Source organism: Streptomyces sp. NPDC026062 (assembly GCF_055568375.1).
Genome location: NZ_JBVHOQ010000011.1, coordinates 103,841 through 124,671 on the forward strand (window position 1 = coordinate 103,841; position 20,831 = coordinate 124,671).

Annotated in this window: 18 protein-coding genes; 12 read left to right on the forward strand and 6 right to left on the reverse strand. The window is 68.1% G+C overall.

The window, feature by feature from the left end:
* Window positions 1–4: 4 nt before the first annotated feature.
* Both ACZ4LX_RS12760 and ACZ4LX_RS12765 read right to left on the reverse strand, forming a co-directional pair.
* Window positions 5–1,366: an ATP-grasp domain-containing protein gene (locus ACZ4LX_RS12760; RefSeq protein ID WP_467643254.1), complete on the reverse strand. Its 1,362-nt coding sequence runs from the start codon at window positions 1,364–1,366 to the stop codon at window positions 5–7.
* Window positions 1,367–1,437: 71 nt separating this feature from the next.
* On the reverse strand, window positions 1,438–2,127 hold the full coding sequence (locus tag ACZ4LX_RS12765) for an iron-containing redox enzyme family protein (RefSeq protein ID WP_467643251.1): 690 nt from the start codon (window positions 2,125–2,127) through the stop codon (window positions 1,438–1,440).
* Between the two features lie 1,110 nt (window positions 2,128–3,237).
* Here ACZ4LX_RS12765 and ACZ4LX_RS12770 point away from each other — a divergent pair.
* From ACZ4LX_RS12770 to ACZ4LX_RS12815, 10 genes are all read left to right on the forward strand, one after another.
* A complete protein-coding gene (locus ACZ4LX_RS12770; protein WP_467643247.1) occupies window positions 3,238–4,431 on the forward strand; it encodes an ATP-grasp domain-containing protein in 1,194 nt (397 codons plus the stop codon).
* Between the two features lie 39 nt (window positions 4,432–4,470).
* Complete coding sequence (locus ACZ4LX_RS12775; RefSeq protein ID WP_467643245.1) at window positions 4,471–5,610, forward strand: MFS transporter; 1,140 nt, start codon at window positions 4,471–4,473, stop codon at window positions 5,608–5,610.
* Complete coding sequence (locus tag ACZ4LX_RS12780) at window positions 5,586–6,788, forward strand: tetratricopeptide repeat protein (protein ID WP_467643243.1); 1,203 nt, start codon at window positions 5,586–5,588, stop codon at window positions 6,786–6,788. The genes ACZ4LX_RS12775 and ACZ4LX_RS12780 overlap by 25 nt, the downstream gene beginning before the upstream one ends.
* A 3-nt stretch (window positions 6,789–6,791) precedes the next feature.
* Window positions 6,792–7,853, forward strand: coding sequence for a class I SAM-dependent methyltransferase (locus tag ACZ4LX_RS12785; RefSeq protein ID WP_467643240.1), 1,062 nt, complete (start codon window positions 6,792–6,794; stop codon window positions 7,851–7,853).
* Entirely contained in the window at window positions 7,854–9,077 is a 1,224-nt protein-coding gene (locus ACZ4LX_RS12790) for an acyl-CoA dehydrogenase family protein (protein WP_467643237.1), read from the forward strand. It abuts the gene before it with no gap.
* 602 nt (window positions 9,078–9,679) lie between these two features.
* The gene (locus ACZ4LX_RS12795; RefSeq protein ID WP_467643234.1) at window positions 9,680–10,177 is read left to right on the forward strand and encodes a flavin reductase family protein; all 498 of its coding nucleotides are present in this window, start codon (window positions 9,680–9,682) and stop codon (window positions 10,175–10,177) included.
* 285 nt (window positions 10,178–10,462) lie between these two features.
* Window positions 10,463–11,776, forward strand: coding sequence for a hypothetical protein (locus ACZ4LX_RS12800; RefSeq protein ID WP_467643231.1), 1,314 nt, complete (start codon window positions 10,463–10,465; stop codon window positions 11,774–11,776).
* A gap of 160 nt (window positions 11,777–11,936) precedes the next feature.
* Complete coding sequence (locus tag ACZ4LX_RS12805) at window positions 11,937–12,524, forward strand: DUF2975 domain-containing protein (protein ID WP_467643228.1); 588 nt, start codon at window positions 11,937–11,939, stop codon at window positions 12,522–12,524.
* The gene (locus ACZ4LX_RS12810; RefSeq protein WP_467643226.1) at window positions 12,524–12,766 is read left to right on the forward strand and encodes a helix-turn-helix domain-containing protein; all 243 of its coding nucleotides are present in this window, start codon (window positions 12,524–12,526) and stop codon (window positions 12,764–12,766) included. The genes ACZ4LX_RS12805 and ACZ4LX_RS12810 overlap by 1 nt, the downstream gene beginning before the upstream one ends.
* Before the next feature lie 239 nt (window positions 12,767–13,005).
* On the forward strand, window positions 13,006–16,230 hold the full coding sequence (locus ACZ4LX_RS12815) for a tetratricopeptide repeat protein (protein WP_467643477.1): 3,225 nt from the start codon (window positions 13,006–13,008) through the stop codon (window positions 16,228–16,230).
* 168 nt (window positions 16,231–16,398) lie between these two features.
* On the opposite strand, the gene ACZ4LX_RS12820 is transcribed toward ACZ4LX_RS12815, so the two are convergent.
* A complete protein-coding gene (locus ACZ4LX_RS12820) occupies window positions 16,399–16,635 on the reverse strand; it encodes a hypothetical protein (RefSeq protein WP_467643223.1) in 237 nt (78 codons plus the stop codon).
* Between the two features lies 1 nt (window position 16,636).
* Window positions 16,637–17,518, reverse strand: coding sequence for a mycothiol conjugate amidase Mca (mca, locus tag ACZ4LX_RS12825; protein WP_467643220.1), 882 nt, complete (start codon window positions 17,516–17,518; stop codon window positions 16,637–16,639).
* Between the two features lie 151 nt (window positions 17,519–17,669).
* Between mca and ACZ4LX_RS12830 the strand changes: the two genes are divergently transcribed.
* Both ACZ4LX_RS12830 and greA read left to right on the forward strand, forming a co-directional pair.
* Window positions 17,670–18,080 carry a DUF4307 domain-containing protein gene (locus ACZ4LX_RS12830; protein WP_467643218.1) on the forward strand — a complete coding sequence of 137 codons (411 nt, stop codon included), beginning with the start codon at window positions 17,670–17,672 and terminating at the stop codon, window positions 18,078–18,080.
* 189 nt (window positions 18,081–18,269) lie between these two features.
* The gene (gene greA / locus ACZ4LX_RS12835; protein ID WP_467643215.1) at window positions 18,270–18,767 is read left to right on the forward strand and encodes a transcription elongation factor GreA; all 498 of its coding nucleotides are present in this window, start codon (window positions 18,270–18,272) and stop codon (window positions 18,765–18,767) included.
* 133 nt (window positions 18,768–18,900) lie between these two features.
* Here the strand turns inward: greA and ACZ4LX_RS12840 are convergent, their stop codons facing one another.
* Window positions 18,901–19,764: an ABC transporter permease gene (locus ACZ4LX_RS12840; RefSeq protein ID WP_467643213.1), complete on the reverse strand. Its 864-nt coding sequence runs from the start codon at window positions 19,762–19,764 to the stop codon at window positions 18,901–18,903.
* Complete coding sequence (locus tag ACZ4LX_RS12845) at window positions 19,761–20,783, reverse strand: ATP-binding cassette domain-containing protein (RefSeq protein WP_467643211.1); 1,023 nt, start codon at window positions 20,781–20,783, stop codon at window positions 19,761–19,763. Before ACZ4LX_RS12845 ends, ACZ4LX_RS12840 begins: the two co-directional genes overlap by 4 nt.
* Window positions 20,784–20,831: the final 48 nt, after the last annotated feature.

A 20,831-nucleotide genomic window follows, 5' to 3' on the forward strand; every position in this document is an offset into this window, starting at 1 on the left:
AGCGTCACAAGGCCGGCCCGGTGTCGGGCGCGGTCAAGGTATCGGCCGTTGTGGGCAACGTCGCCTCTGCGGCCGTTGACGGCAAGGGTGGGCACGCCGCGGCGCTCCTCACGGACTGTTCGATGTGTGTGTCCACTTGTGCAAGCGCGGCGTCCAGCGTCTGCCGGTCGTCGGCGACAAGGACGGCGTGCCCGAAGCGGTCGCGGAAGTCGGCGGCGGGCCGCAGGGCGGCACCCGCCGCATGACTGACCGAAACGCTTCGGCACCCGGAGACGGCGGATATCCGCCGGGCGAGCCGAGCCGGGTCTCCCAGGACAGCGGGGTGCGGGACGCTGAAGAAGCGCACGCCGGCAGCGCGTGGCCGTCTGCCCGCCTCCGGTGGTGTGACGGGCAGCCCCGCCAGGGCCTGGATCATCGCGCGCGGCAGGTCGAACCCGTACGACGCCGCGATCAGTTCCTGAATCCGGTCACCGCCCAGACGCGCGGCCACCTCGATCACCACGGGACCCGACGAGGTCAGCCGCGCCTCCAGGTGGAACACCCCGACGTGCATGCCGAGGGCTTCGACGGCGGCCCGGGTGATCCGCTCGACCTGGGCCCGTGCCTCCGGTTCGAGCCCGGCGTCCACGATGTGCCCGATCTCCACGAAGTTCGGTTCGGGGCCGAGTTGCTTCTCCGTCACGGCCACGACCCGAACGGTGCCGTCCGCGACGTATCCCTCGACACTCACTTCAGGACCCGTCACGTACGACTCGACAAGGAGCCTGCCGCCGATACGGAGGCCCATGTCCTCAACGGGGTCGTGGCGGGACAACTCCACCTGGTCGCACAGCTCCCCGAAGTCCTCGACCCGGCGCACCCGGAGGCTGCCGCAGCCGTTGACAGGCTTGACGACCGCGGGGAATCCCACCTTGCGGGCCACGTCCTTGAGCACGGAGTCGTCGGCCCGTTCGACGGCGAGCGGGACGCCATGGGCCACCCGCACACCGCCGGCCGTGAGTGCTTGTTTCATCTTGCGTTTGTCCCGCAGGAGTTCAGCCGACCGAGGGCTGATACCAGGAAGGCCGAGGCGCTGCGCCACGGCGGAGGCGGTGGATATGGAGTACTCGAACGCCGGTACCACCGCTACCACTTCGGTCCGCCGCGCCAGGGCGGCGGCCATATCGGCCACCGCCCCGGCTGACCGCGTGTCCACCTGGAGGTGGGATGCCGCGCCCGACGCGACGGCATCCCGCACCGCGGTGGGCAGTTCATGGACTGCCCGACGGTCACCGATGTGGACACGGAATCCGAGATCGAGCGCTGCCGGGATGAGGTCGGTGCCGGATGACTCCGGTTCGAGTATCAGGACGGTCCCATCGGGCACTTCGAATCCTTACGGTCGACATGGCATTTCGCGGTGCGGGCACCGCGAGCGGTCCAGGGCTTCGCGGCGATTCAGGCCTTGCGGCCGGCCGTGGTTTCGTAGAGCTCCGTGAAGTACAGCGCGATCAGGTCGATGAAGTTGACCAGGTGCCGTTCCGCGTCCTCCAGGGAGCCCCAGCCCTTGATCGCGCGGTCCACCGTGCTCCACATCAGCTCGTCGTGGTCGTGGGACTCGTCGTAGTCGATGTGGGCCTGGGATCCCTTGACCTTCTCCAGGCCGTAGACCTCGGCCGCGTGCTCGGTGATGCCCGGGTTGTAGCGGTCCGAGTACCACTCGACGAACCAGTTCCAGACCGTGGTCGGGAGCGGCCCTTCCTGGTTGATGGAGAAGTACATGTACCCGATGAGGTATTCGGTCGACGGTAACGGACGGATCGCGTCCACGTCGTCCTTGGTGAGACCGAATTCCTTCAGGTCGCGCAGGAACATCCCCTCGTGGTTATTCTCTTCGGAGAGATACCGCGCGAGCGTCGCAGCAAGCCGGTGGTCCTTGTAGCCCACCTTGTAAAGACCGTATGCGTCCACCTCATTGTTGAGGCGAATTCGAAGTACGGTCTCGACGAGGTGCCGCCGGTAGTAGTCCGGGTCCGACCACTCGGCCGCATGAAATTCCCGCGCCTTCGGAACCTTCTCGAAGAGCCGCTCCATTCCTTCCGCAGCCAGCTTCTCAAGGCGTTCGCGTGACATATTGGTGCCTTTCATCGCTCGACGGTAAGAATTTTCTGGTCACCCTCGGTGCGCCGTGGATGACACCGGCGCCTTCCGCGACAGGGCGCGTCGTTCCGGCAGGCGTGACTTCGTCCTTCGAATCAACATCCTCCTGGACAGCTCGAAACTTCCTCTTGACATCTTCGGAACGGGGCGATCAGTTACCCCGCTCCGGAGGTCAGATACTCGGGCCGGCCGAGGAATCCTTTGACGCGCAGCGCTCTTGCCCGCCAACCGCGTGAGATCGACGGCCATGGAGCCGGTTGCACGTGAGGTCATGGAACAGTTCGTGGACTGACATGGATTGATCCACGTCGACTCGCCGTACCGTCGTGGTGATCGTCATGGAGTTGGCCCTTGTGGGCATCCGACTTCCCCGCGCCCGGACTTCGCTCTGGGCGGCACGATCTCCACCGGCATGACATCACTCATAAGAGGGCTCCTGAGGAATGTTGTGCCTAATGTGGCGCAGATCACATGCGGGCCGCACTTCCCGCATAGCCATAGTCCTGACGACTCACCAAGTGATCTCTCGCCGCGGAGCCTTCAATTCCGCCCCACCGGGAAGTAAAGATCTACGCGCGAGTTGCGTCTCCGGCGGCCGCCGCTCTTAAGGCATTGGACCTTTGCCGACGTGCCGTACGGTTTGGCCGATCGGCCGGACAGGCGAATGAAGTCCACCGCGACCGCCGGAGCGGGACATCGGGGCGCCGGGACGTCAGGACGCCGGGATGCCAGGACACCGGGACGCCGGCTCAACGGAGGGGCCGGCAGAGCGATCGCCGCTGCGTACCGCACCTTTCCCGGCGCACTCGGACGCTGCCCGGCCAACGACGGATACGGCCGAGAACGTCAAGAACGCGACCCCGGCCAGGCGGACGCGCCGGACGCCGGCCGGGCGGCGGAACCGGCACCTCCATTGCCCCCGTCGCGTTCCCGCCGGATCACATTCGGCAGCCCAACAGGCTGAAAACACACTGAAGTTATGGCCCGAATACGCTCACCAGACACCCGTTGACACCCGTCTGCGGCACGTCCTAGCGTGACGGCATGGCTAGCTTAAGATCGTATGTCCTTCTCTTGGGACTCGGTACGCGGTACTTCTTGCGCGAGCGTTCGTTCTCGGGCGCCAAGGACGCAAGTTCCCTGCCCGTGTGGGCAACAGCGCTCGATCCACAGCGTTCCCCGCAGCGCTTCTTCGACCGAGTGATAGCGGCGGACGACGGCTATGCCGATTCCGTGCTCGCGGCGGTGGCCGAGTGGAAACAGCGCGGATGGGACCTGGCGGCAGTTGTGCCGATCAACGACTGGGGTGTCCCGACGGCGAGTGCCGTCGCGAAGAAGTACGGATTGCCCGGACTCTCAGCCGATTCGGCACATGTCACTCGCGACAAGTACGCGATGAAGGCGCGTTTCGAGGCGGCGGATCTGCCGACCCCGCGTTCCATCGCCGTCACCACCGAAGAAGAAATGCTCGCCGCGGCCGGGGAGATCGGATACCCGGTCGTGCTCAAGCCCGCCGACTTCAGCGGCAGCGGCGGGGTCAGTCTCGCCCATACACGCGCTGAAGCGATTGCCGCATTCGCTGCCTCCGTAGAACACATCGAGCGTTACCGCGACGACTTCCCCATCGACGGTACCCACTACATGGTCGAGCAATACGTGGACTCCCAGGAGGAGGTCTCCGTAGAGGTACTCTGCCATGGCGATCGGCGCACCACACTCGCGGTGACCGAAAAGTATCTTTCGGAACCTCCTGTGTTTGCCGAGGTGGGGCACCTCGTACCCAGTCACCGTACCGGCGATACGGCGTTGACGACTTTGGCGGAGAAAGCATGCGAGGCCCTCGGAATCGATCGCGGGATCGCGCACGTCGAGGTCAAATTCGACAGCAAGGGTGCTCCGTGGCTCATTGAGGCGGCGGCTCGTCCGGGCGGTGACGGCATCATGGACCAGGTGGAGCGTGCCTACGGGTACAACCCCTACACCCTGCACGTGGCCTCGTACCTGGGCATCGACCCTCTCCCCCTGGTGCGGAGGGAACCCACCGCCAGCAGCGCCGTGGCCTTCCTGAAGGCACAGCCGGGGGAGATCACCTCGGTGAGGGTCCCCGAGGAGCTTCCCGAGAGCGTGGTCTCCGTGCACGTGTCCAAGAAGCCCGGTGATGTCGCGAAGCCGGTCGCGGACTGGTCCACCCGGGACGGCGTGGTCGAAATGACGTGGCCCGAGATCTTCACCGAGCGCACCACGATGCCGGTCAAGATCGCAGATTCACTGTCCGACGAAATCTTCGGTTGATCAGAGATTGAGTGCACAGGGAAGGTCTTGTCGGCACCCATGATCCGATACACCATCGCTTCGACCATCTATCGTCTCTTCGCCGGTATTTTCCTCGTCGTGATCAACTGGCAGATCGCGACAGCGGAAGGCGGGGGCTACTGGCGGTTGGTCATCTCGACGCTGCTGTCCTATCTGCCGGCACTGGCGGTGCCGCTCGTTATCCGTCGCATCAAGATATCGGGGCAACGCCTGTCCGTACTGTCGCTGCTTTATGTGGCAGCGGTTTCATTCGTGGTCAGCTTTCTCGTGGAGAACCCCACCGCGCTGGTCGTGGCAAATCTCTTCATGTGGATCGGTTTCTTCTCCCTGGAGGCGAGCTGGGAAAGCTGGTTCAACGAGGAGAAGCGGCGGCAGGACGTGCCGTGGGCCAGCTCCGTCACGATGTCGGCCAATCAGGCGGCCCTGATGATCGGTCCGCTGTTGGCCCCCGCGGTCATCGGAGTGGTGGGCACCCGCGGCATCGTGCAAGCGTTGACGGCGGGCTTCGCACTGGTCGCGGCGCTCGGTTGGGCGGGAGCGGGTGCTGTCGCAGCCGCTCCCGCAGATGACGCCGACACAGATGACGAGGCCGAAGCCCGCCCCGCGGCGAAGCCCGGGGCCCCACTGCGGCTGATCGCCACGTTCGCGCTCATCTGGCCCGTGCTGGGCGCGTTCAATCTGATGCTGCCGCTCCAGGTCAGCGACCGTGACGCGGGCCTCGTCTCGGTCGCCGTCGTCGACGCCTGCCTGGGCATCGGCGTTATCGTCGCGGGCCTGGTGTCGGCCCGCGCCGGGCTGTCTTCCGCGACGCTCTCGAAGCTGGTGATCGCCTGCACCGTGGCGGGTGGGGTGCTGTGGGCGCTGCCGACGGGTGGAGCCACCGTGGTCGCGATGGCGCTCTCCACCTTCGCGCTGGGGGCCGGCTTCGGCACGCTGCGCATCGCGCTGCGGGAGTACACCGCAACCCACTACGACTCCGCCGTCACCGGCCATGCGGTCGCCCTCGGCAATGCCTCGGCGATTCCCATCCTGGCCGTCGTCCTCCTCGTCTTCGGCACGGCGCAGCCGCTGGTGTGGATCGCACCGTTCCTGCTCGTCATCGTTATGTCGTGCTCATTCCAAGGGATGCGGACATGGAAAACATCGTTGAAGATCTAGTGGCCCTCCGGCTCGACCCCCGCACCGTCCGAAACTCCGACCCTCACCACGGCCTCGTGGCCGCCGCCGAACGCGTCACCGACATGGAGGCGGAGCGATGTCGTGATTCCATCGAAATCCTCGAAGCAATTGCGCCTCACACCCTCGACCCCGAGTTCCGCGCCACACGCGAGGCGGTGTTGACCTGGGCACGCGGGGATCTGCCCAGCGCTCGCGACATACTGGCGAGCAGCCTGAAGAACTCCAGCGGAGAGCATGCGTTGCTCACCGGCTTCCTCGCGCATATGGCCGACTTCTCCCTCGGCGACAACGAGGGAATGCTTGAGACGGGCCGCAGCCTCAGCGAGCTGCGCTCCACGATGACCCGCCGCGCCGCCGGCCTCAGCGACGGCCTTCTCGCCTTCGCGCTTGAGGAATGCGGGGACTACTCCGAGGCGATCTCCTCCGCAGAGCGTGCGATGAGCATCAACCCTGACGATGTCTACGCACTGCACGCCAAGGTGCACGTGTTGCAGAGGCTGCGTGACTTCGAGGCGGCGAAGGACTCCATCTCCCGCTACTCCAATGGATGGGGAGCGGCAGAGCCGATGCGCATCCACATGTGGTGGCACTTCGCCATAGGTCTGCTCGGTGAGGGTGAGCTGGAAGAGGCTCTGCGCTGCTACCAGCTGGAGGTACGCCGCAAGACGAGGGCCGGAGCCCGGGAGGACCTCGATGCGGTCGCGCTGCTCTGGCGGCTGGAAATGCTCGGAGGACAGGACTTCTCCGAGATGCTGGCGCCTCATTGGCTGACGCTCGCCGAGGCCTGGGCCGCCTATGCGGCAGACCCCAATTACGTCTTCAACGATCTGCACGCCGCAATGGCGTTCGCGAAGGCCGAAGACTACCAGCTCTTCGACAGAATCGTCGATTCCTGCCGCGAACGGGAGTCGCCGGAGTTCTTCGGCTCTGTGTGCCGACCGCTCTTCGAGGGCATCGCGGCCTTCGCGCAGCGGGACTACGCGACCTCCGCACGGGTCATGCGTCTCGCCCTGGAGCAGGAGCAGTTGCGTATCGGCGGCAGCAAGGTGCAGCAGAACATCTTCCACTGGACCCGAGATGCGGCCGATGCCTATCTCAGCAGCAGCAAGCCCAGCGATCTCTTCAGCTCTCACATCTATTCACGAACAGGGAAGTGAACAATGACCCAGAAGATCACTGTCGTCATGGACGCGAATGAAGTCGTGCAGCTCGACTACCCCGAGCCCGCTTCACTAACAGTCAAAAAGGGCCGCATCGGTTTCTACTGTCTACCTGACGGTGGTTACTCCGAGGAAGAATTACGTGATGGCGTGACGGTCATCGGCGTCGGCGAGAAGATCAGCATTGCGGCAGGAGAGAAGCTCTTGCTGACGGCCGCACAACCGCATACGGAGTACAGCAGCGAAAGCGCGGCCGAGCCGCACCGGTGCACGATCCGGGCGGACTACCCAATTGTGGCTGCCATGCGGGACTACGTGGCGAAGAAGGGCTACTACTTCGGCTACGAAGACCGCTACGCGAAAGTCTACGAGAGCGGCGCGGCATCATGGGAAGGGGTCTCCGAGAACGCGAGCCTGCGGGAGATCCTTGCGCGGCACCCGGATATATTCAAGGGTGACATCGCGGACATGGGTACAGGAGAAGGCCGCGACAGCCTCTTTCTGCTGAGCAGCCGAATAGGCCGCAGTGTGACCTCTTTCGATGTGTCGCACAGCGCCTTGGAAAATGCGCGCCGGCGCGCTCGCGAGAAGGGGCTCCCCGCCGACGGATTCATCGAGAAGGACATCATCTTCCTGCGCGATGTGGCGGCGGAGTCCTTCGACCTGGTCCTCAACATGGGCGCGCTGCACATGCTCGACCGGGCGGAGGACCGGGCGCGTCACATCGCCCGTGTCTTCGACGTGCTGCGGCCCGGGGGTCACTTCGTCGTCGACCACTGCGCCTCGGAATGGGGCCGCGGCTTCCACACCATCAAGAACTACGATGACATTGCTGCCGACTTGGTGCCGGGCCGCACCATTACCCGGTATGTCGAGATCGACGGCGAGCGTAAACCCATCGACCTTGAGGTGCTGCACTACTCCGAGCGTTCCTCGGAATCACTGCTCTCCGAATTGGCTGCGGCGGGCTTTGAAGAGTTCGCACGCCTCGACACCGACACGGAAGCCTTCGGCAACTCGACATTGCAGGTAGTGCGGAAGCCCATTAAGGATGCCAGGTAGATGACACCCGAGATCCCGGCCCCCGCATCGGCCGAGGCGAATGTGCTGGCGGTGGTGAAGAGCCTGGCCGAGGGCGCGATTACACGCGATCTTGACCGAGAGCTGCCGCGCGAGCAGGTGCGCGCCCTGGCCGACGCAGGTTTCAGTCGTCTGCGCATACCAAAGGAATGGGGCGGCGACGGGCTCACCATTCCCGAATGGGGAGACGTACTCATCGAGCTGGCGGCAGCCGACTCCAACATTCTCCAGATCTTTCGGGGCCACATCGCCTTCGTGGAGGACGTCGTTCACCGGGCCGACGACGAATACCGCAAGCGGTGGCTGCCCCGGCTTCTTGACGGCCAGGTGGTGGGAAACGCCTGGGCCGAGGCGGGACCGATCGCGATGGGCAAGAAGAACACGCTCTTCACCCGGCAAGGTGATGAGATGACGGTCTCCGGCCAGAAGCATTACACAACCGGCTCGACCTTCGCGGATTGGGCGGATGTATCAGGAGTCCACGACGGCCAGAGCGTGGCCGGCTTCGTCTCGATGCATCAGTCGGGCATCACCGTCCACGACAACTGGGATGGATTCGGCCAACGCACCACGGGCACAGGCACATTGATCTTCGACGAGGCGCGTGTCGACCCTCGCGATGTCTCCTCCTTCGAGGAGCGCATTCGCTATCAGACACCGCTCTACCAGTGGATATTGCTAGTCGTGCAGGCAGGCATCGCGGTTGCCGTCGAGCGGGACGTCACAGAAGCCGTACGCAATCGCCGGCGCAACTACTCGCACAGTTCCGCCACTCTCGCCAAGGACGACCCGAATATCCAATCGGTTGTGGGAGAAATCTCCTCCATCGCCTACACGGCGCGGGCTCTGACCCGTGGCGTGGCGGAGGCATTGCAGCGGGCCTCCGAGACGGGCATGGCCGGGCGTGACTCCCAGGAGGATCGTGAGGCGAATCTTGTGGCGGAGATCCGCTCCGAGCAGGCGCAAGTGATGCTCTCCGAGCTGGTACCGCGCTCGGCGACCCTCCTGTTCAACACGCTCGGCGCCTCGGCGACCAGTACCGGTCTCGACCTCGACAGGCACTGGCGCAATTCCAGGACGGTCGCCAGCCACAACCCGGTGATGTTCAAGCAGCGGGCCATTGGCGACTGGCTTCTCAACGGTGCTCTGCCACCCGTTGACTGGCAGGTGGGAGCTCCCTCCGCGGCGAAGACGGCTTCGGACTGAGCTCTTGCGGCCCGTCGATCCCTGTTGCCGCGGTCAGCGGGGATCGACGGGCCGGGCGGTCTCGGCCAAGGGCTGTCCCGCGATTCCTGGCGGGACAGCCCATGGGCGGTTGTCGATCGGCGAGCTCGTCACGGCACTCGCACGCCTTGATCCCGGTGGTCGCTTCTCGTGCCGGCCGCCGCGGTGACATCGTTCCGGCGTCGGTGTCACCGCGGCGGCCCGTGCCGGAGGTGGCACCGGGCCGGCCAGGACAGGACGGCCTGCCTCGACAACGCCCGTCGGCACCATCGACGAGGGCGACGGGCGGCAGCACACTCCGATCGCGGGCCGCCACCGCTGCGCACGCCGGCTCTCCTCCTGCCCGGCCCACTCCACCAGCCCGCGTCGGCCCGCCGCCTCCGGGTCGTGTGCGCAGGGACTCGGCTCGTGACCGACGTCACCGACGTTTCATGACCCCGGTATCGGTCCCCGTACCCGCAACCACTCCCTGACCTGCACAGACAGCGCCACGCTCAAGACCTACAGCTGCGCCGTCACACGACCGCCGCTGCCGTCCGCAGTCACGCAAGAAGGGAACTCTGTTCATGCCCACACCATCCGCAGTGACCTCGCAGGAATTCCGTGACGCCATGGCGCGATTCACCTCGGGAATCGCCGTTGTGACAACGTCCGACAGGGGCGGCACGGATCATGGCTTCACCGCGAGTTCATTCACATCCGTTTCCCTCGAACCTCCGCTGGTGCTGGTCTGCATAGCCCGGAGCGCGCGCTGTCACCCGGTGTTTCAGCAAGAGAACCGTTTCGGAGTCAGCGTTCTCGCCTCCGGCCAGGGGGCGTTGGCGCAACGCTTCGCCAGCTCGTCGGAGGAGAAGTTCCAGGATGTCGCGGTCACGCGCACCGGCCATGGGCTGCCCCTGATCCTCGGAGCGTTGTGCACCCTCGAATGTGAGAAACACGCACAGTACGAGTCGGGAGACCACACGATTCTGGTGGGGCGCGTGGCAAGGGCCGCGTCCGGAGACGGCAGTCCGCTCGTCTGGTACGACAGGTGCTTCCATTCGCTCGCCGCCCTGAGCCACGCGCCCGCACAGTACGTGTGAACTGCCGGCGGCCAGGGCGTCAACCGGAACAAGCGCACCCGCGTCGGCCACCGGTACATCGCGCTCGCCGACCGCGACGGCGCCGCTTCGGGACGCCGGTGGGGGTCACGGGCACACGTACGCGATCGACGGGGCTGTCATCCGCGCGTTGTGGGAGTGCGGTCCCGGATGTGTTCGTCACTTCCGTGCAACCCTCCGGCGGCTTCGGAGGTCTCCTGAACGAACAAACGTTCTTGAGTTGTTCCTTTGCTCCTACCCACCGAGCCACTTCATACAGAGGTATTCATGGTCCACGCTTCCCCCGGCCAGCGCACGCTCCGCCGTACCGCCGGCGCCGTCGGCGCGGCAGCCCTGATGATGCTGGGTGCCACGCCCGCGAGCGCCGCAGACCCGGACACCGGCCTCGTGATGGGCAGGATCGGCCCGATCTCGGGGGTGAAGCCGGGCAGCGAGCTCAGCCTGCCGGGCTCCTTCACCAACACGGGCACCGAGGCGCTCGACAAGGTCTGGATGGTCTGGTCCGTGACCCAGGGTCTCAGCTATACCCCGTTCCCGACGCCCTCCAACTGCTCCACCCACAACCTCGGCGGCGCCGACGAGATACCTCCCTCCTATGCCCTGATCTGCGAGTTCGACCAGACGGTGAGCCCCGGTGTCGTCTACGCGCCCGAGGGTCTGAAGCTGAAGGTGCGGGACAACGCCCTCAACGACGAGCTGGCCGTGCGGGTCAGCAGGAGTCCCATCCAGACCGGTACGGGCGACGAGGGTCCCCCGACTCCGGGCACCGGGCCCGCCGTGAAGCTGGTGGAAAGGCCCGACGAGACCCCGGCCGCTCCGGGCTCCACCGACCCCTACTGGACCAAGACGGCCGTGACCGCCAAGAGCACGGCCGACTTCCAGGTGACGGGTGCCCATCTGAAGGGCAAGGTCGGCGACACGGTCCCGGTGACGGTGAAGTTCACCAACGCCGGGCCCGGCTGGGTGGGGGGTGAGCGCGACACCTCCGTGACCCACGTCCACATCAAGATTCCCGCCGGTACGACGCTCACCGGAACCCCCCCTTGCCGGAGCGAGGGGCAGGGGACGTACACGTGCGGCACCTACAACTCGTGGGTCTACGCGAAGAGTGAGACCCCGTACACATTCAAGCTGAAGATCAACAAGGCCGTGCCCGGGGCCAAGGGCTCGGTGGCACTGGAGAAGAAGTCCCGGCCCTTCGACCCGGTCAAGTCGAACGACACGGCTGAGATCCTGCTCGACGTCGAAGGCTCCGGCACCTCGGGCGGCAGTGGCTCGGCGTCCGGCTCCGGCGGTTCGGGGACGTCCGGCTCGGGCGGGTCCGGCTCGGCATCCGGCTCGGGCGGTTCCGGGACGGCCGCCACCGGCGGTTCCGGCTCCGGCAGTTCAGGAGCGACGTCCGGCTCCGGGACTGCCGCCACGGGCGGCGGCTCCGCCTCGGGCTCGTCCGCCACGGGCGGTGACCTGGCCGAGACCGGCTCCGGTTCCACCCTGCCCCTGGCGGGGGCTGCTGTCGGCGCCCTGGTTCTCGGCGCGGGCGGAGTCCTGGTCGCACGCCGCCGGGCAGCACGGCAGCGGTAACGACACCTGGCCGGAGGGCGAGTGACAGGACGGGGCGCATGCCCGTTCCGTCACTCGCCCTCCGGCATGTCCGGGCCTCCACAGACAGGGTCGACTTGTCGAATATCGATATGCTCCGCTAGCCTCCACCATATCGACCATCGATATGGGGGGAGCTGTCGTGCATACGCGACTCACAAAGATTCTGGCCTCGGTCACGTTCGGTCTGGCGGTCCTCAGCGGGCTCGCCTTCCTGGGCACGGCCGCCACACACCTGCTCGACGACGGCTCGATCTGCGTGAAGACGGGTTTCTGGGCCAACGCCTCGTTCGGGTCACAAGGTCCACCCGTGGGCAAGGGCGTCGACGCCTCCAGCAGTACCGCGCTCCTCTGCCAGGACAGCCCCTCCTTCGCACAGCGGGCCGCGGACCTCGGGGGCGAGCTGCCCTGGCTCCTGTTCAGCGCCCTCGCGCTCCTGCTCTTCTCCTGGCTGCTGACGGGCGTCCAGCAGCAGGGGCCGTTCACGGACACGGTGGCGCGACGGCTCACGGCTCTCGGCTGGCTCGTCGCCGTGGGCACCCCGCTGGCCGGCCTCATCGCCGGCTCGTCGCAGTCCTGGCTCGCCGGGAGCATGGCACCCGTGGTGGGCTCCGAGCTGGAGATCTCCGGCCCGACGGCGCTCATCCTCGCCGGCCTGGGTGCCGTGATCATGGGGAGGATCATGCGCGAGGGCGTGCGCATGCGCGAGGACATCGAAGCGACCATCTGATGCCCGAGGACGAGATCCACGGGATCCGGATCCATCTCGACCGGGTCCTCGCCGAGCGCGGCATGACCCTCACCGAACTGTCCTCGCGGGTGGGCATCACCGTCGTCAATCTGTCCGTACTCAAGAACGGACGGGCCAAGGCCGTACGCTTCTCCACCCTGTCGAGGATCTGCGAGGTCCTCCGGTGCCAGCCGGGGGACCTGATCACCCACGACCCCGCAGGACCCGCCGAGCCCTCCTGACGTCCACCGGCCACGAGCCACGCGCTCCCGCCCCTCCCCCGCGGGGCGGCTCGCGCCTTCAGGTCAATCGCCTCAGCTACAGGCGCACTTGCGGTTCCGCTCGGTTGCGCGGGCGGCGCCGCCTCGGCGGAGTCTCGCTGACTCCCTGTCGCACACCGGCCCCAGGCAGGAGACTGGTCCTCCACACGGCCGGACGCCGGGCCGGCCGAAAGGGCAGGAACCGAGGGGGACTCATGCGGATGCGGGACAGCCACCGGGCGGAAGCCGAACGGCTGTTGGCACGAGCCGTGGAGGAAGAGGTACGCCGCTCGGGCGGCCGGACCGACCCCGGCACGCTGATGGCACGCGGCCGCGCCGCGCTCGATTCACTGGCGGGCGGGGTGAGCGAGGAGTACACCGCGTACACCCAGGCGCTCGACGCCGCGACGGCCGGGCAGCAGCAGCTGGCCCAGCGCTTCAACCGGGCGTCACTCGGAACACCGTTGCTGGTCACGGGAGTCGCCGCCGCCGCCGCCGTCGGCGCTGACGTGGCGCTCGGCACCGCAGGCGGCCTGGCGCTCGGTGCGGGCGCCGTCGTGGCGGTCGCGGGCGCCACCGCCACCGTCGCCAAGGTCACCGCCTCGCACTGGCCGGCCGCGCACCGCCGGGCCGGAGCCGCCGGGCAGCCCGGCGGCACGGAACAGCTGCGCCTCCAGTGGCTGACGGCGCTGGAGGTACGGGGCATCCGCCCCTTCGTCGACCAGCAGCGGATGCTGACCGCCTCCTCACGTACGCCCGCGAAGAAGGCACCGGCCGACCGGGCTGCGCCCAGACTGCGCGGCGGGGACCGCAGCGCGGCAGCCCGGATGCGCGCGCTCCTTGAGCAGTCGTTCAGCCATCTCCCCACGTCCGAGACGAAGTTCGCGGGCCGTCGCGGCGAGCTGGCACAGATCGCCCAGTGGGTGCACGCGGCCCGCGCGTCGACGGAGACGAAGCCGACGGTCGTCGTCCTGCACGGGCCGGCCGGTGCCGGGCGCACCGCGCTGGCCGTGCGGGCTGCGCACAGCCTGAAGGACCAGTTCCGGGGCGCGTGCGTGGTCGATCTGCGCGGCGGCGCCGACGACGAGCCGCCGCTGCCGACCCGGGACGCCCTGCTGCATCTGCTGAACCGGCTCGGCGCCCCCCGCGAGCAGTTGCTGTTCCGCGACAGCTCCTCCGCCGAACAGCAGGTGCGCCGGCTCAGCGAGCTGTACCACCAGCATCTGACCGGCACCCCGGTGACGGTCGTCCTCGACGACGCGAGCGATGCCGAGCAGGTCCGCACCCTGGTCCCGGAGCGTTCGGACAGCCTCGTCCTGGTCACCGCCCGCGAGCCGCTGGACCTGCCGGAGTCCCTGCCCGCCTGGGTGCATCAGCTGGAGGTCGGGGCGCTGGACACCGCGGGGGCGGAGGAGCTGCTGCGCGAGGCGTCCCAGGAGGAAGGGCAGGGACTGTACGACTACGAGGCGGGCGAGGCGATCACCGAGCTGTGCGGCGGACTGCCGCTGGCGCTCCGGATCGCGGGGTCGTCGCTCGGCGAGCGCACCCCGAGCGCACTGGCCGCCGACCTGGCCGCGTACGGTCCGGTCCCGCCGGCCGAGCGCGCCCTGTGGCTGCGCTACACCGACCAGCCCGAACAGGCGCGGCGGCTGCTGCGCCGGCTCGCGCTGGCCGGCCGGGCCAGCCTGGGCGCCGCGGCGGCCGCCGCACTGCTGTCGGCCGACGAGCAGGAGGCCGGGCGGCTGCTGACCGCCCTGTCCGGGGCCGGGCTGCTGGACCATGTGCGGGGCTCCCGCTACCGGCTGCACGATCTCGTACGGGGCTTCGCCCTGGCCCGGCTGAACGACGAGGAGGAGGCCGCCGAACGCACGGCCGCGCAGGAACGGCTCATCGCGAACTACGCCGAGCTGGCGGGTGCGGTGATCCGGATGGTGGACGGCAAGATGTCCACCCGGGCCGGGCAGTTCGGACCGCACGGGTTCGGCTCCCTCGACTCGGCGCTGCGCTGGCTGGACGACGAGTCGAGCTTCATCACGTCCGCGCTGCGGCACAGCGAGGGCGTCGACCAGACCGCGGTGCTCGATCTGCTGGGGGCGCTGTGCGACTACTGCCTGCTGCGTGGCGACCTCTACCGGCTGGGCGAGATCAGCGAGTTGACGCAGGCGGTCGACCAGGGGCTGCTGGAGCGGTCGGTGCAGTGGCGGACCGGTATCGCGGCCCGTCAGCTCGGCGAGCTGGACAAGGCCCGCACCACACTGTCGTCCGTCGTCGGCCTGTACCGGGAGGCACAGAACGACTCGGGTACGGCGCTGGCGCTGTGCTCGCTCGGCATCACCCTGCATCACCAGGGCAATCTGACGGAGGCGTCGGCGCGGCTGCGCGAGGCGATCGGGCTGCAGTCCTCCGCGGCGCAGGCGGAGGACCGGGCCTGGTCGCTGCACGCGCTGGCCGCGGTGGAGCGCGACCGGTCCCAGCTGGCCGAGGCGCTGGAGCTCCTGGACACGGCGCTGGCCCTGCACCGCGAGGGCGAGTCGCTGCACGGGGAGGCGTGGACGCAGTTCCAGCTGGGTCAGGTGCGGCTGCGGATGGGCGATGTGGAGCGGGCCGAGGACGCGCTGCGCACGGCCCTGGAACTGTACGGGCGGACACGGGACGACCGGGGCGAGGCGTGGGCGCTGACCCAGCTGGCGCGGGCCCGGCTGCTGGACCGCGATCCGGCCCCGGCGGTCGAGGAGCTGAACGCGGCGCTGGGCCGCCACCGTGACAACGAGGACGCGCGGGGCGAGGCGTGGACGCTGTACTACCTGGGCCAGGCCCTGGAGGAGGCCGGCGACACCGATCAGGCGGTGCGGCAGCTGGAGCGGGCCCGGACGATGTTCTCGCGGATGCGGGACGTGTACGGGCTGGCGTGTGCCCGGCACCACTCGGGGCGGGTCACCCGCGACCAGCGGGCCGCGCAGACGGGCAACCTGCGCAATTCCGGATTCGCGCGTCAGCTGCTGGTGGACGCGCGGGCCGATTTCCGGCGTATCGGGGTCGCCCACGGGGAGGCGTGGACGTGTCTGGAGCTGGCCCTGATCGACGCGGGCAACCAGCGCGCGCCGCAGGCCCTGGCGCTGTGCGGTGAGGCGGCCGCGCTGTTCGACTCGTACGGCGACGCGCGGGGCGCGGACTGGGCCCGGTTCCTGCGGTGCACGCTGCTGCCGTACGCCTCACCGGGCGGGATCGAGGTGGGCACGGTGGTGGCTCAGCAGGAGCTGGCCGACCTGATCGCGGCCGGTCATGCGACACGGGACGCGAAGCTGGAGGACAGCGCGGAGGCGTTCCGGGTGGTTCTGAACCGGGGCGTGGATCTGGAGGACGGCTGGCAGGCCTGGCGCCTGGGCCTGATCCCGGCCCGTCAGGCGCGGGAAATCATGGGTGTGGCGGTCCCGGACAGGCCGTGAACCGGGCCGCGGACACCGGCCTCACGCCGCGCCGGGGCAGCCGCCCCGCCCTGGGGCGCACGCCGGACGGCGAGCTCACGCTGATCTGATCCGCGTGACCCGTCGCCGTACCGGCGGGCACGGGCGGAGCGGGACCGGTCGCCCGGTGCCGCCCCGCTCCCGCCGCCGCTACTTGCGCTTCGCGGAGCCCGCGGGCTCCGCCGCCGCCTGCGCGGCGGCCGGCTCCTCCGGAGCCTCCTCGAAGTCGACCTTGCCCATGTGCCGGTTCATCGACTTCATCAGCAGCCACACACCCACGGCGAGCGCTGCGAAGACGATGAAGCCGAGGACCCCGGGGGTCACCTTGTTCTTGTCCAGTTCCTCGGCGAGCGGGACGAGGTGCGGCAGTGCCTGAGTCGCGTACATATCAGGCATTGTCGCGGATGCCCGCGAAGAGGTCGCTCTCGGGGAGGGAGGTATCGACGAGAGACTTCGCCAGCTCGTACTCCTCGGTCGGCCAGACCTCCTTCTGGATGTCCATCGGAACGCGGAACCAGCCGCCCTCCGGGTCGATCTGCGTCGCGTGCGCGATCAGCGCCTTGTCGCGGATCTCATAGAAGTCCGCGCACGGAACGTGCGTGGTCAGCGTGCGTTCGGCGCGCTCGAACTCCTTCCAGCGCTCCAGCCAGTCCCCGTACGGCGACTCCAGGCCACGGGCGAGCAGCGCCTCGTGCAGGGCGACCGTGCGCGGCTTGTTGAAGCCCTGGTTGTAGTAGAGCTTCTGCGGCGTCCAGGCGGGACCGAACTCCGCCTCGGGGAACTTCTCGGTGTCCGCCGCACCCTCGAACGCGATCATCGAGATCGTGTGGGTCATGATGTGGTCGGGGTGCGGGTAGCCCCCGTTCTCGTCGTACGTGGTGATGACCTGCGGCCGGAAGGCGCGGATCTTCTCGACGAGGCGGCCCGCCGCCACGGTCTCGTCCTCCAGCGCGAAGCAGCCCTCGGGCAGCGGCGGCAGCGGGTCGCCCTCGGGGAGCCCCGAGTCGACGAAGCCGAGCCACTCCTGCTTGACGCCCAGGATCTCCCGGGCCTCGTCCATCTCCTTCTTGCGCACCTCGTGGATGTTCTTCTCGATGTACGCGTCGCCCTGGAGTTTCGGGTTGAGGATGGAGCCGCGCTCGCCTCCCGTGCAGGTGACGACCAGCACGTCCACCCCCTCGGACACGTACTTGGCCATGGTGGCCGCGCCCTTGCTCGACTCGTCGTCGGGGTGGGCGTGCACGGCCATCAGTCGAAGCTGCTCAGTCAAGACTCGTTCCTCAGTGATTGGTCGCCATCCGGGGTGCCGTCCCGAGGGGACGTCGGTGTGGGGTGGCGGTCGGGTGGCCCACGGGCGGCTTCTATAGTGACCGAACACGGGGGTGGAAAATTCCTCGATCCCCGGTACGGGAGGAACGATCATGACGGCGGTGCGCGAGACGCCTCCCGAGAACCGTTACGGCCGCTCCGCGGACCAGCGCGCGGACCGCAAGCTCAAGATCATCGGATCGGTTCTCGGCGTCGCCCTGCTGGGCGTGGTCGGCTGGATCGGTTACGGCTATGTGAGCGGCCAGGGGCTGAGCGCCGAGGTGATCAAGTCCAAGGTCGTCTCGGAGGACCGCGTCGAGGTGCACCTGGAGGTCCGCAAGGACCAGGACGCCAAGGGGTACTGCACGCTCCGCGCGCAGAGCGAGGACGGCATGGAGGTCGCCCGCAAGGACTTCCGCTTCGACGGCGCCACCGACCGGATCGACGAGATCCTCACCCTGCGTACGACGTCCAGGGCGACCGCCGTCGAGCTGCTGGGCTGCACGGACGACGACGGGGCGTAGCGTTGACGGCCGCTCGGGTGACCTGAGCGGTTCCTGAAGGCGCTGACCTGCGGCTCAACACTCTCAGCTGTTTACCTCCTCCCCCTTTCTCCGGCGAATTGTTAGGCTCGTGGTTTCGCCCACCCGTGGAAGCGCATGCTTCGGGGTAGGGCGATGCTTTGTATTCCCAGTACCGACGAGGAGCACCCTGTGACCCAGACCAGCGAAAACGTCACCTGGCTCACGCCGGAGGCGTACAACCAGCTCAAGGCCGAGCTGGAGCACCTGTCTGGTCCCGCGCGCACGGAGATCGCCGTAAAGATCGCGGCGGCCCGTGAGGAGGGCGACCTGCGCGAGAACGGCGGGTACCACGCGGCCAAGGAGGAGCAGGGCAAGATGGAGCTCCGGGTGCGCCAGCTGACCCAGCTCCTGGAGCACGCGAAGGTCGGCGAGGCACCGGCCGACGACGGCGTGGTCGAGCCCGGCATGGTCGTGACGATCGCCTTCGACGGCGATGACGACGACACGACGACCTTCCTTCTCGCCTCCCGCGAGTACGCGAGCTCGGACATCGAGACGTACTCCCCGCAGTCCCCGCTCGGCGTGGGCGTGAACGGCAAGCGGACGGGCGAGAGCGCCGAGTACGAGCTGCCCAACGGCAAGACGGCCACGGTGAAGATCCTTTCGGCGAAGCCGTACTCCGGCTGATCCGCACACCTCACGCGCACGGCGCGAAGCCCCGGCCGCTGGAGAATCCAGGAGGCGGCCGGGGCTTCGCGCTGTGTCCGTCACGGTGCGGCGTGCGGCGTGCCCGGACCGTGTGCCGGGCTTCGCGCCCCTGTCAGACGGATGCCTGCCGGTACTTGCGGACGGCCAGCGTGCGGAACACGGCGATGATCAGCACCGACCAGATGATCGAGGCCCAGATCGGGTGCTCCATCGGCCATGCGCCGGTGACCGACTTCGGTACGCCCGGCATCGTGTTCCCGAAGAGTTCACGGGCGCCCGCCACCGTGGCGCTGAAGGGGTTCCACTCGGCGACGTACTGGAGGAACGTCGGCATGCCGGTGACCGGTACGAAGGCGTTCGAGATGAACGTCAGGGGGAACAGCCAGATCAGACCGCCGGAGGTGGCCGCCTCCGGGGTCCGCACGGACAGGCCGATCAGGGCCCCGATCCAGGAGAAGGCGTAGCCGAGCAGGAGCAGGAGGAGAAAGCCGCAGATCACCTTGGCGATGTTCTCGTGGGTGCGCCAGCCGACGATCAGGGCGACCCCCGCGAGCACCACGAGGGTGAAGGTGGTCTGGACGAGGTCGGCGAGCGTTCGCCCGGTGAGGACGGCGCCCCGCGCCATGGGCAGTGACCTGAAGCGGTCGATCAGACCCTTGTGCATGTCGTCGGCGATGCCCGCACCGGCGCCCGCGGTGGCGAAGGTGACGGTCTGGGCGAAGATCCCTGCCATCAGGAACTCTTTGTACAGCTGCGGGTCGGTGGAGCCGCCGATGCTGATCGAGCCGCCGAAGACGTACGTGAACAGCACCACGAACATGACCGGCTGGATGACCCCGAAGAGCAGCATCTCCGGAATCCGTGACATCCGGATCAGGTTCCGGCGGGCTATGACCAGCGAGTCGCGGAGGGACTGGGCGATGCCGCCGGAGCCCCGGGGTGCGCGGCCTGCGGTCGTCTCGGTAACGGCGCTCACTTCGCTGCCTCCGTCCGGGCGGCGTTCGCCGCGCCCGCCGCGTTCTCGTCGTTCTCGTCGTTCTCGTCGGTCTTCTCCTGCTCGGCGGCGTGGCCGGTGAGGGAGATGAACACATCGTCGAGGGTGGGCCGGCGCAGCCCGATGTCGTCGATCTCCACGTCCCGGCTGTCGAGTTCGCGGATGACGTCGGCGAGGAGCCTGGCGCCGCCGTCGACGGGGACGGTCAGCTTGCGCATGTGCGGGACGACGGAGACCTCGCCCTTGCCGAGGCGGGCGAGGATGTCGCGGGCCGGGTCGAGCTGGTCGCGCTGCTGGACGACGACCTCGATGCGTTCGCCGCCGGTGCGGGCCTTGAGCTGGTCGGAGGTGCCGCGGGCGATGACGAGACCGTGGTCGATCACGCAGATGTCGTGGGCGAGGCGGTCGGCCTCCTCCAGGTACTGCGTGGTCAGCAGCAGCGTCGTGCCGCCGGCGACGAGCTCCTCGATGACCTCCCAGAGCTGCTGCCGGTTGCGCGGGTCGAGTCCGGTGGTGGGCTCGTCCATGAACATGACGGGCGGGGAGACGACGAGCGCCGCCGCGAGGTCGAGCCTGCGGCGCATGCCGCCGGAGTAGGTCTTGGCGGTCCGGTCGGCCGCGTCGGCGAGGTTGAACCGCTCCAGCAGCTCAGCGGCCCGCGCCTTCGCGGCGCGGGAGGACATCTGGTAGAGCTGGCCGACCATGTGCAGGTTCTCGCGGCCGGTCAGGTATTCGTCGACGGCGGCGAACTGGCCGGAGAGGCCGATCGAACGCCGCACCTCGTTGGGATTCTTCAGTACATCGATGCCCGCGACGAAGGCGCTGCCGCTGTCGGGCCTGAGCAGCGTCGTCAGGACGCGTACGGCGGTTGTCTTGCCGGCTCCGTTGGGGCCGAGAAGTCCGAGGACGGTGCCTTCCGGCACGTCGAGGTCGACGCCACCGAGAGCGGTGACGTCACCGAAGGTCTTGACCAGACCTTCGGCATGGATCGCGCCTGGCATACGGGATTCCCCCAGTGCGTTCGGGTGACTTCCTCACAGATCCTAGAT

What these genes read in the sequence shown, in the direction of transcription:
- ACZ4LX_RS12785 (WP_467643240.1), top strand. Translation starts at nt 6,792, where the DNA reads ATGACCCAGAAGATCACTGTCGTCATGGACGCGAATGAAGTCGTGCAG.
- ACZ4LX_RS12845 (WP_467643211.1), bottom strand. Translation starts at nt 20,783, where the DNA reads ATGCCAGGCGCGATCCATGCCGAAGGTCTGGTCAAGACCTTCGGTGAC.
- ACZ4LX_RS12815 (WP_467643477.1), top strand. Translation starts at nt 13,006, where the DNA reads ATGCGGGACAGCCACCGGGCGGAAGCCGAACGGCTGTTGGCACGAGCC.
- ACZ4LX_RS12810 (WP_467643226.1), top strand. Translation starts at nt 12,524, where the DNA reads ATGCCCGAGGACGAGATCCACGGGATCCGGATCCATCTCGACCGGGTC.
- ACZ4LX_RS12830 (WP_467643218.1), top strand. Translation starts at nt 17,670, where the DNA reads ATGACGGCGGTGCGCGAGACGCCTCCCGAGAACCGTTACGGCCGCTCC.
- ACZ4LX_RS12800 (WP_467643231.1), top strand. Translation starts at nt 10,463, where the DNA reads ATGGTCCACGCTTCCCCCGGCCAGCGCACGCTCCGCCGTACCGCCGGC.
- ACZ4LX_RS12775 (WP_467643245.1), top strand. Translation starts at nt 4,471, where the DNA reads ATGATCCGATACACCATCGCTTCGACCATCTATCGTCTCTTCGCCGGT.
- ACZ4LX_RS12765 (WP_467643251.1), bottom strand. Translation starts at nt 2,127, where the DNA reads ATGAAAGGCACCAATATGTCACGCGAACGCCTTGAGAAGCTGGCTGCG.
- ACZ4LX_RS12820 (WP_467643223.1), bottom strand. Translation starts at nt 16,635, where the DNA reads ATGTACGCGACTCAGGCACTGCCGCACCTCGTCCCGCTCGCCGAGGAA.
- ACZ4LX_RS12790 (WP_467643237.1), top strand. Translation starts at nt 7,854, where the DNA reads ATGACACCCGAGATCCCGGCCCCCGCATCGGCCGAGGCGAATGTGCTG.
- ACZ4LX_RS12780 (WP_467643243.1), top strand. Translation starts at nt 5,586, where the DNA reads ATGGAAAACATCGTTGAAGATCTAGTGGCCCTCCGGCTCGACCCCCGC.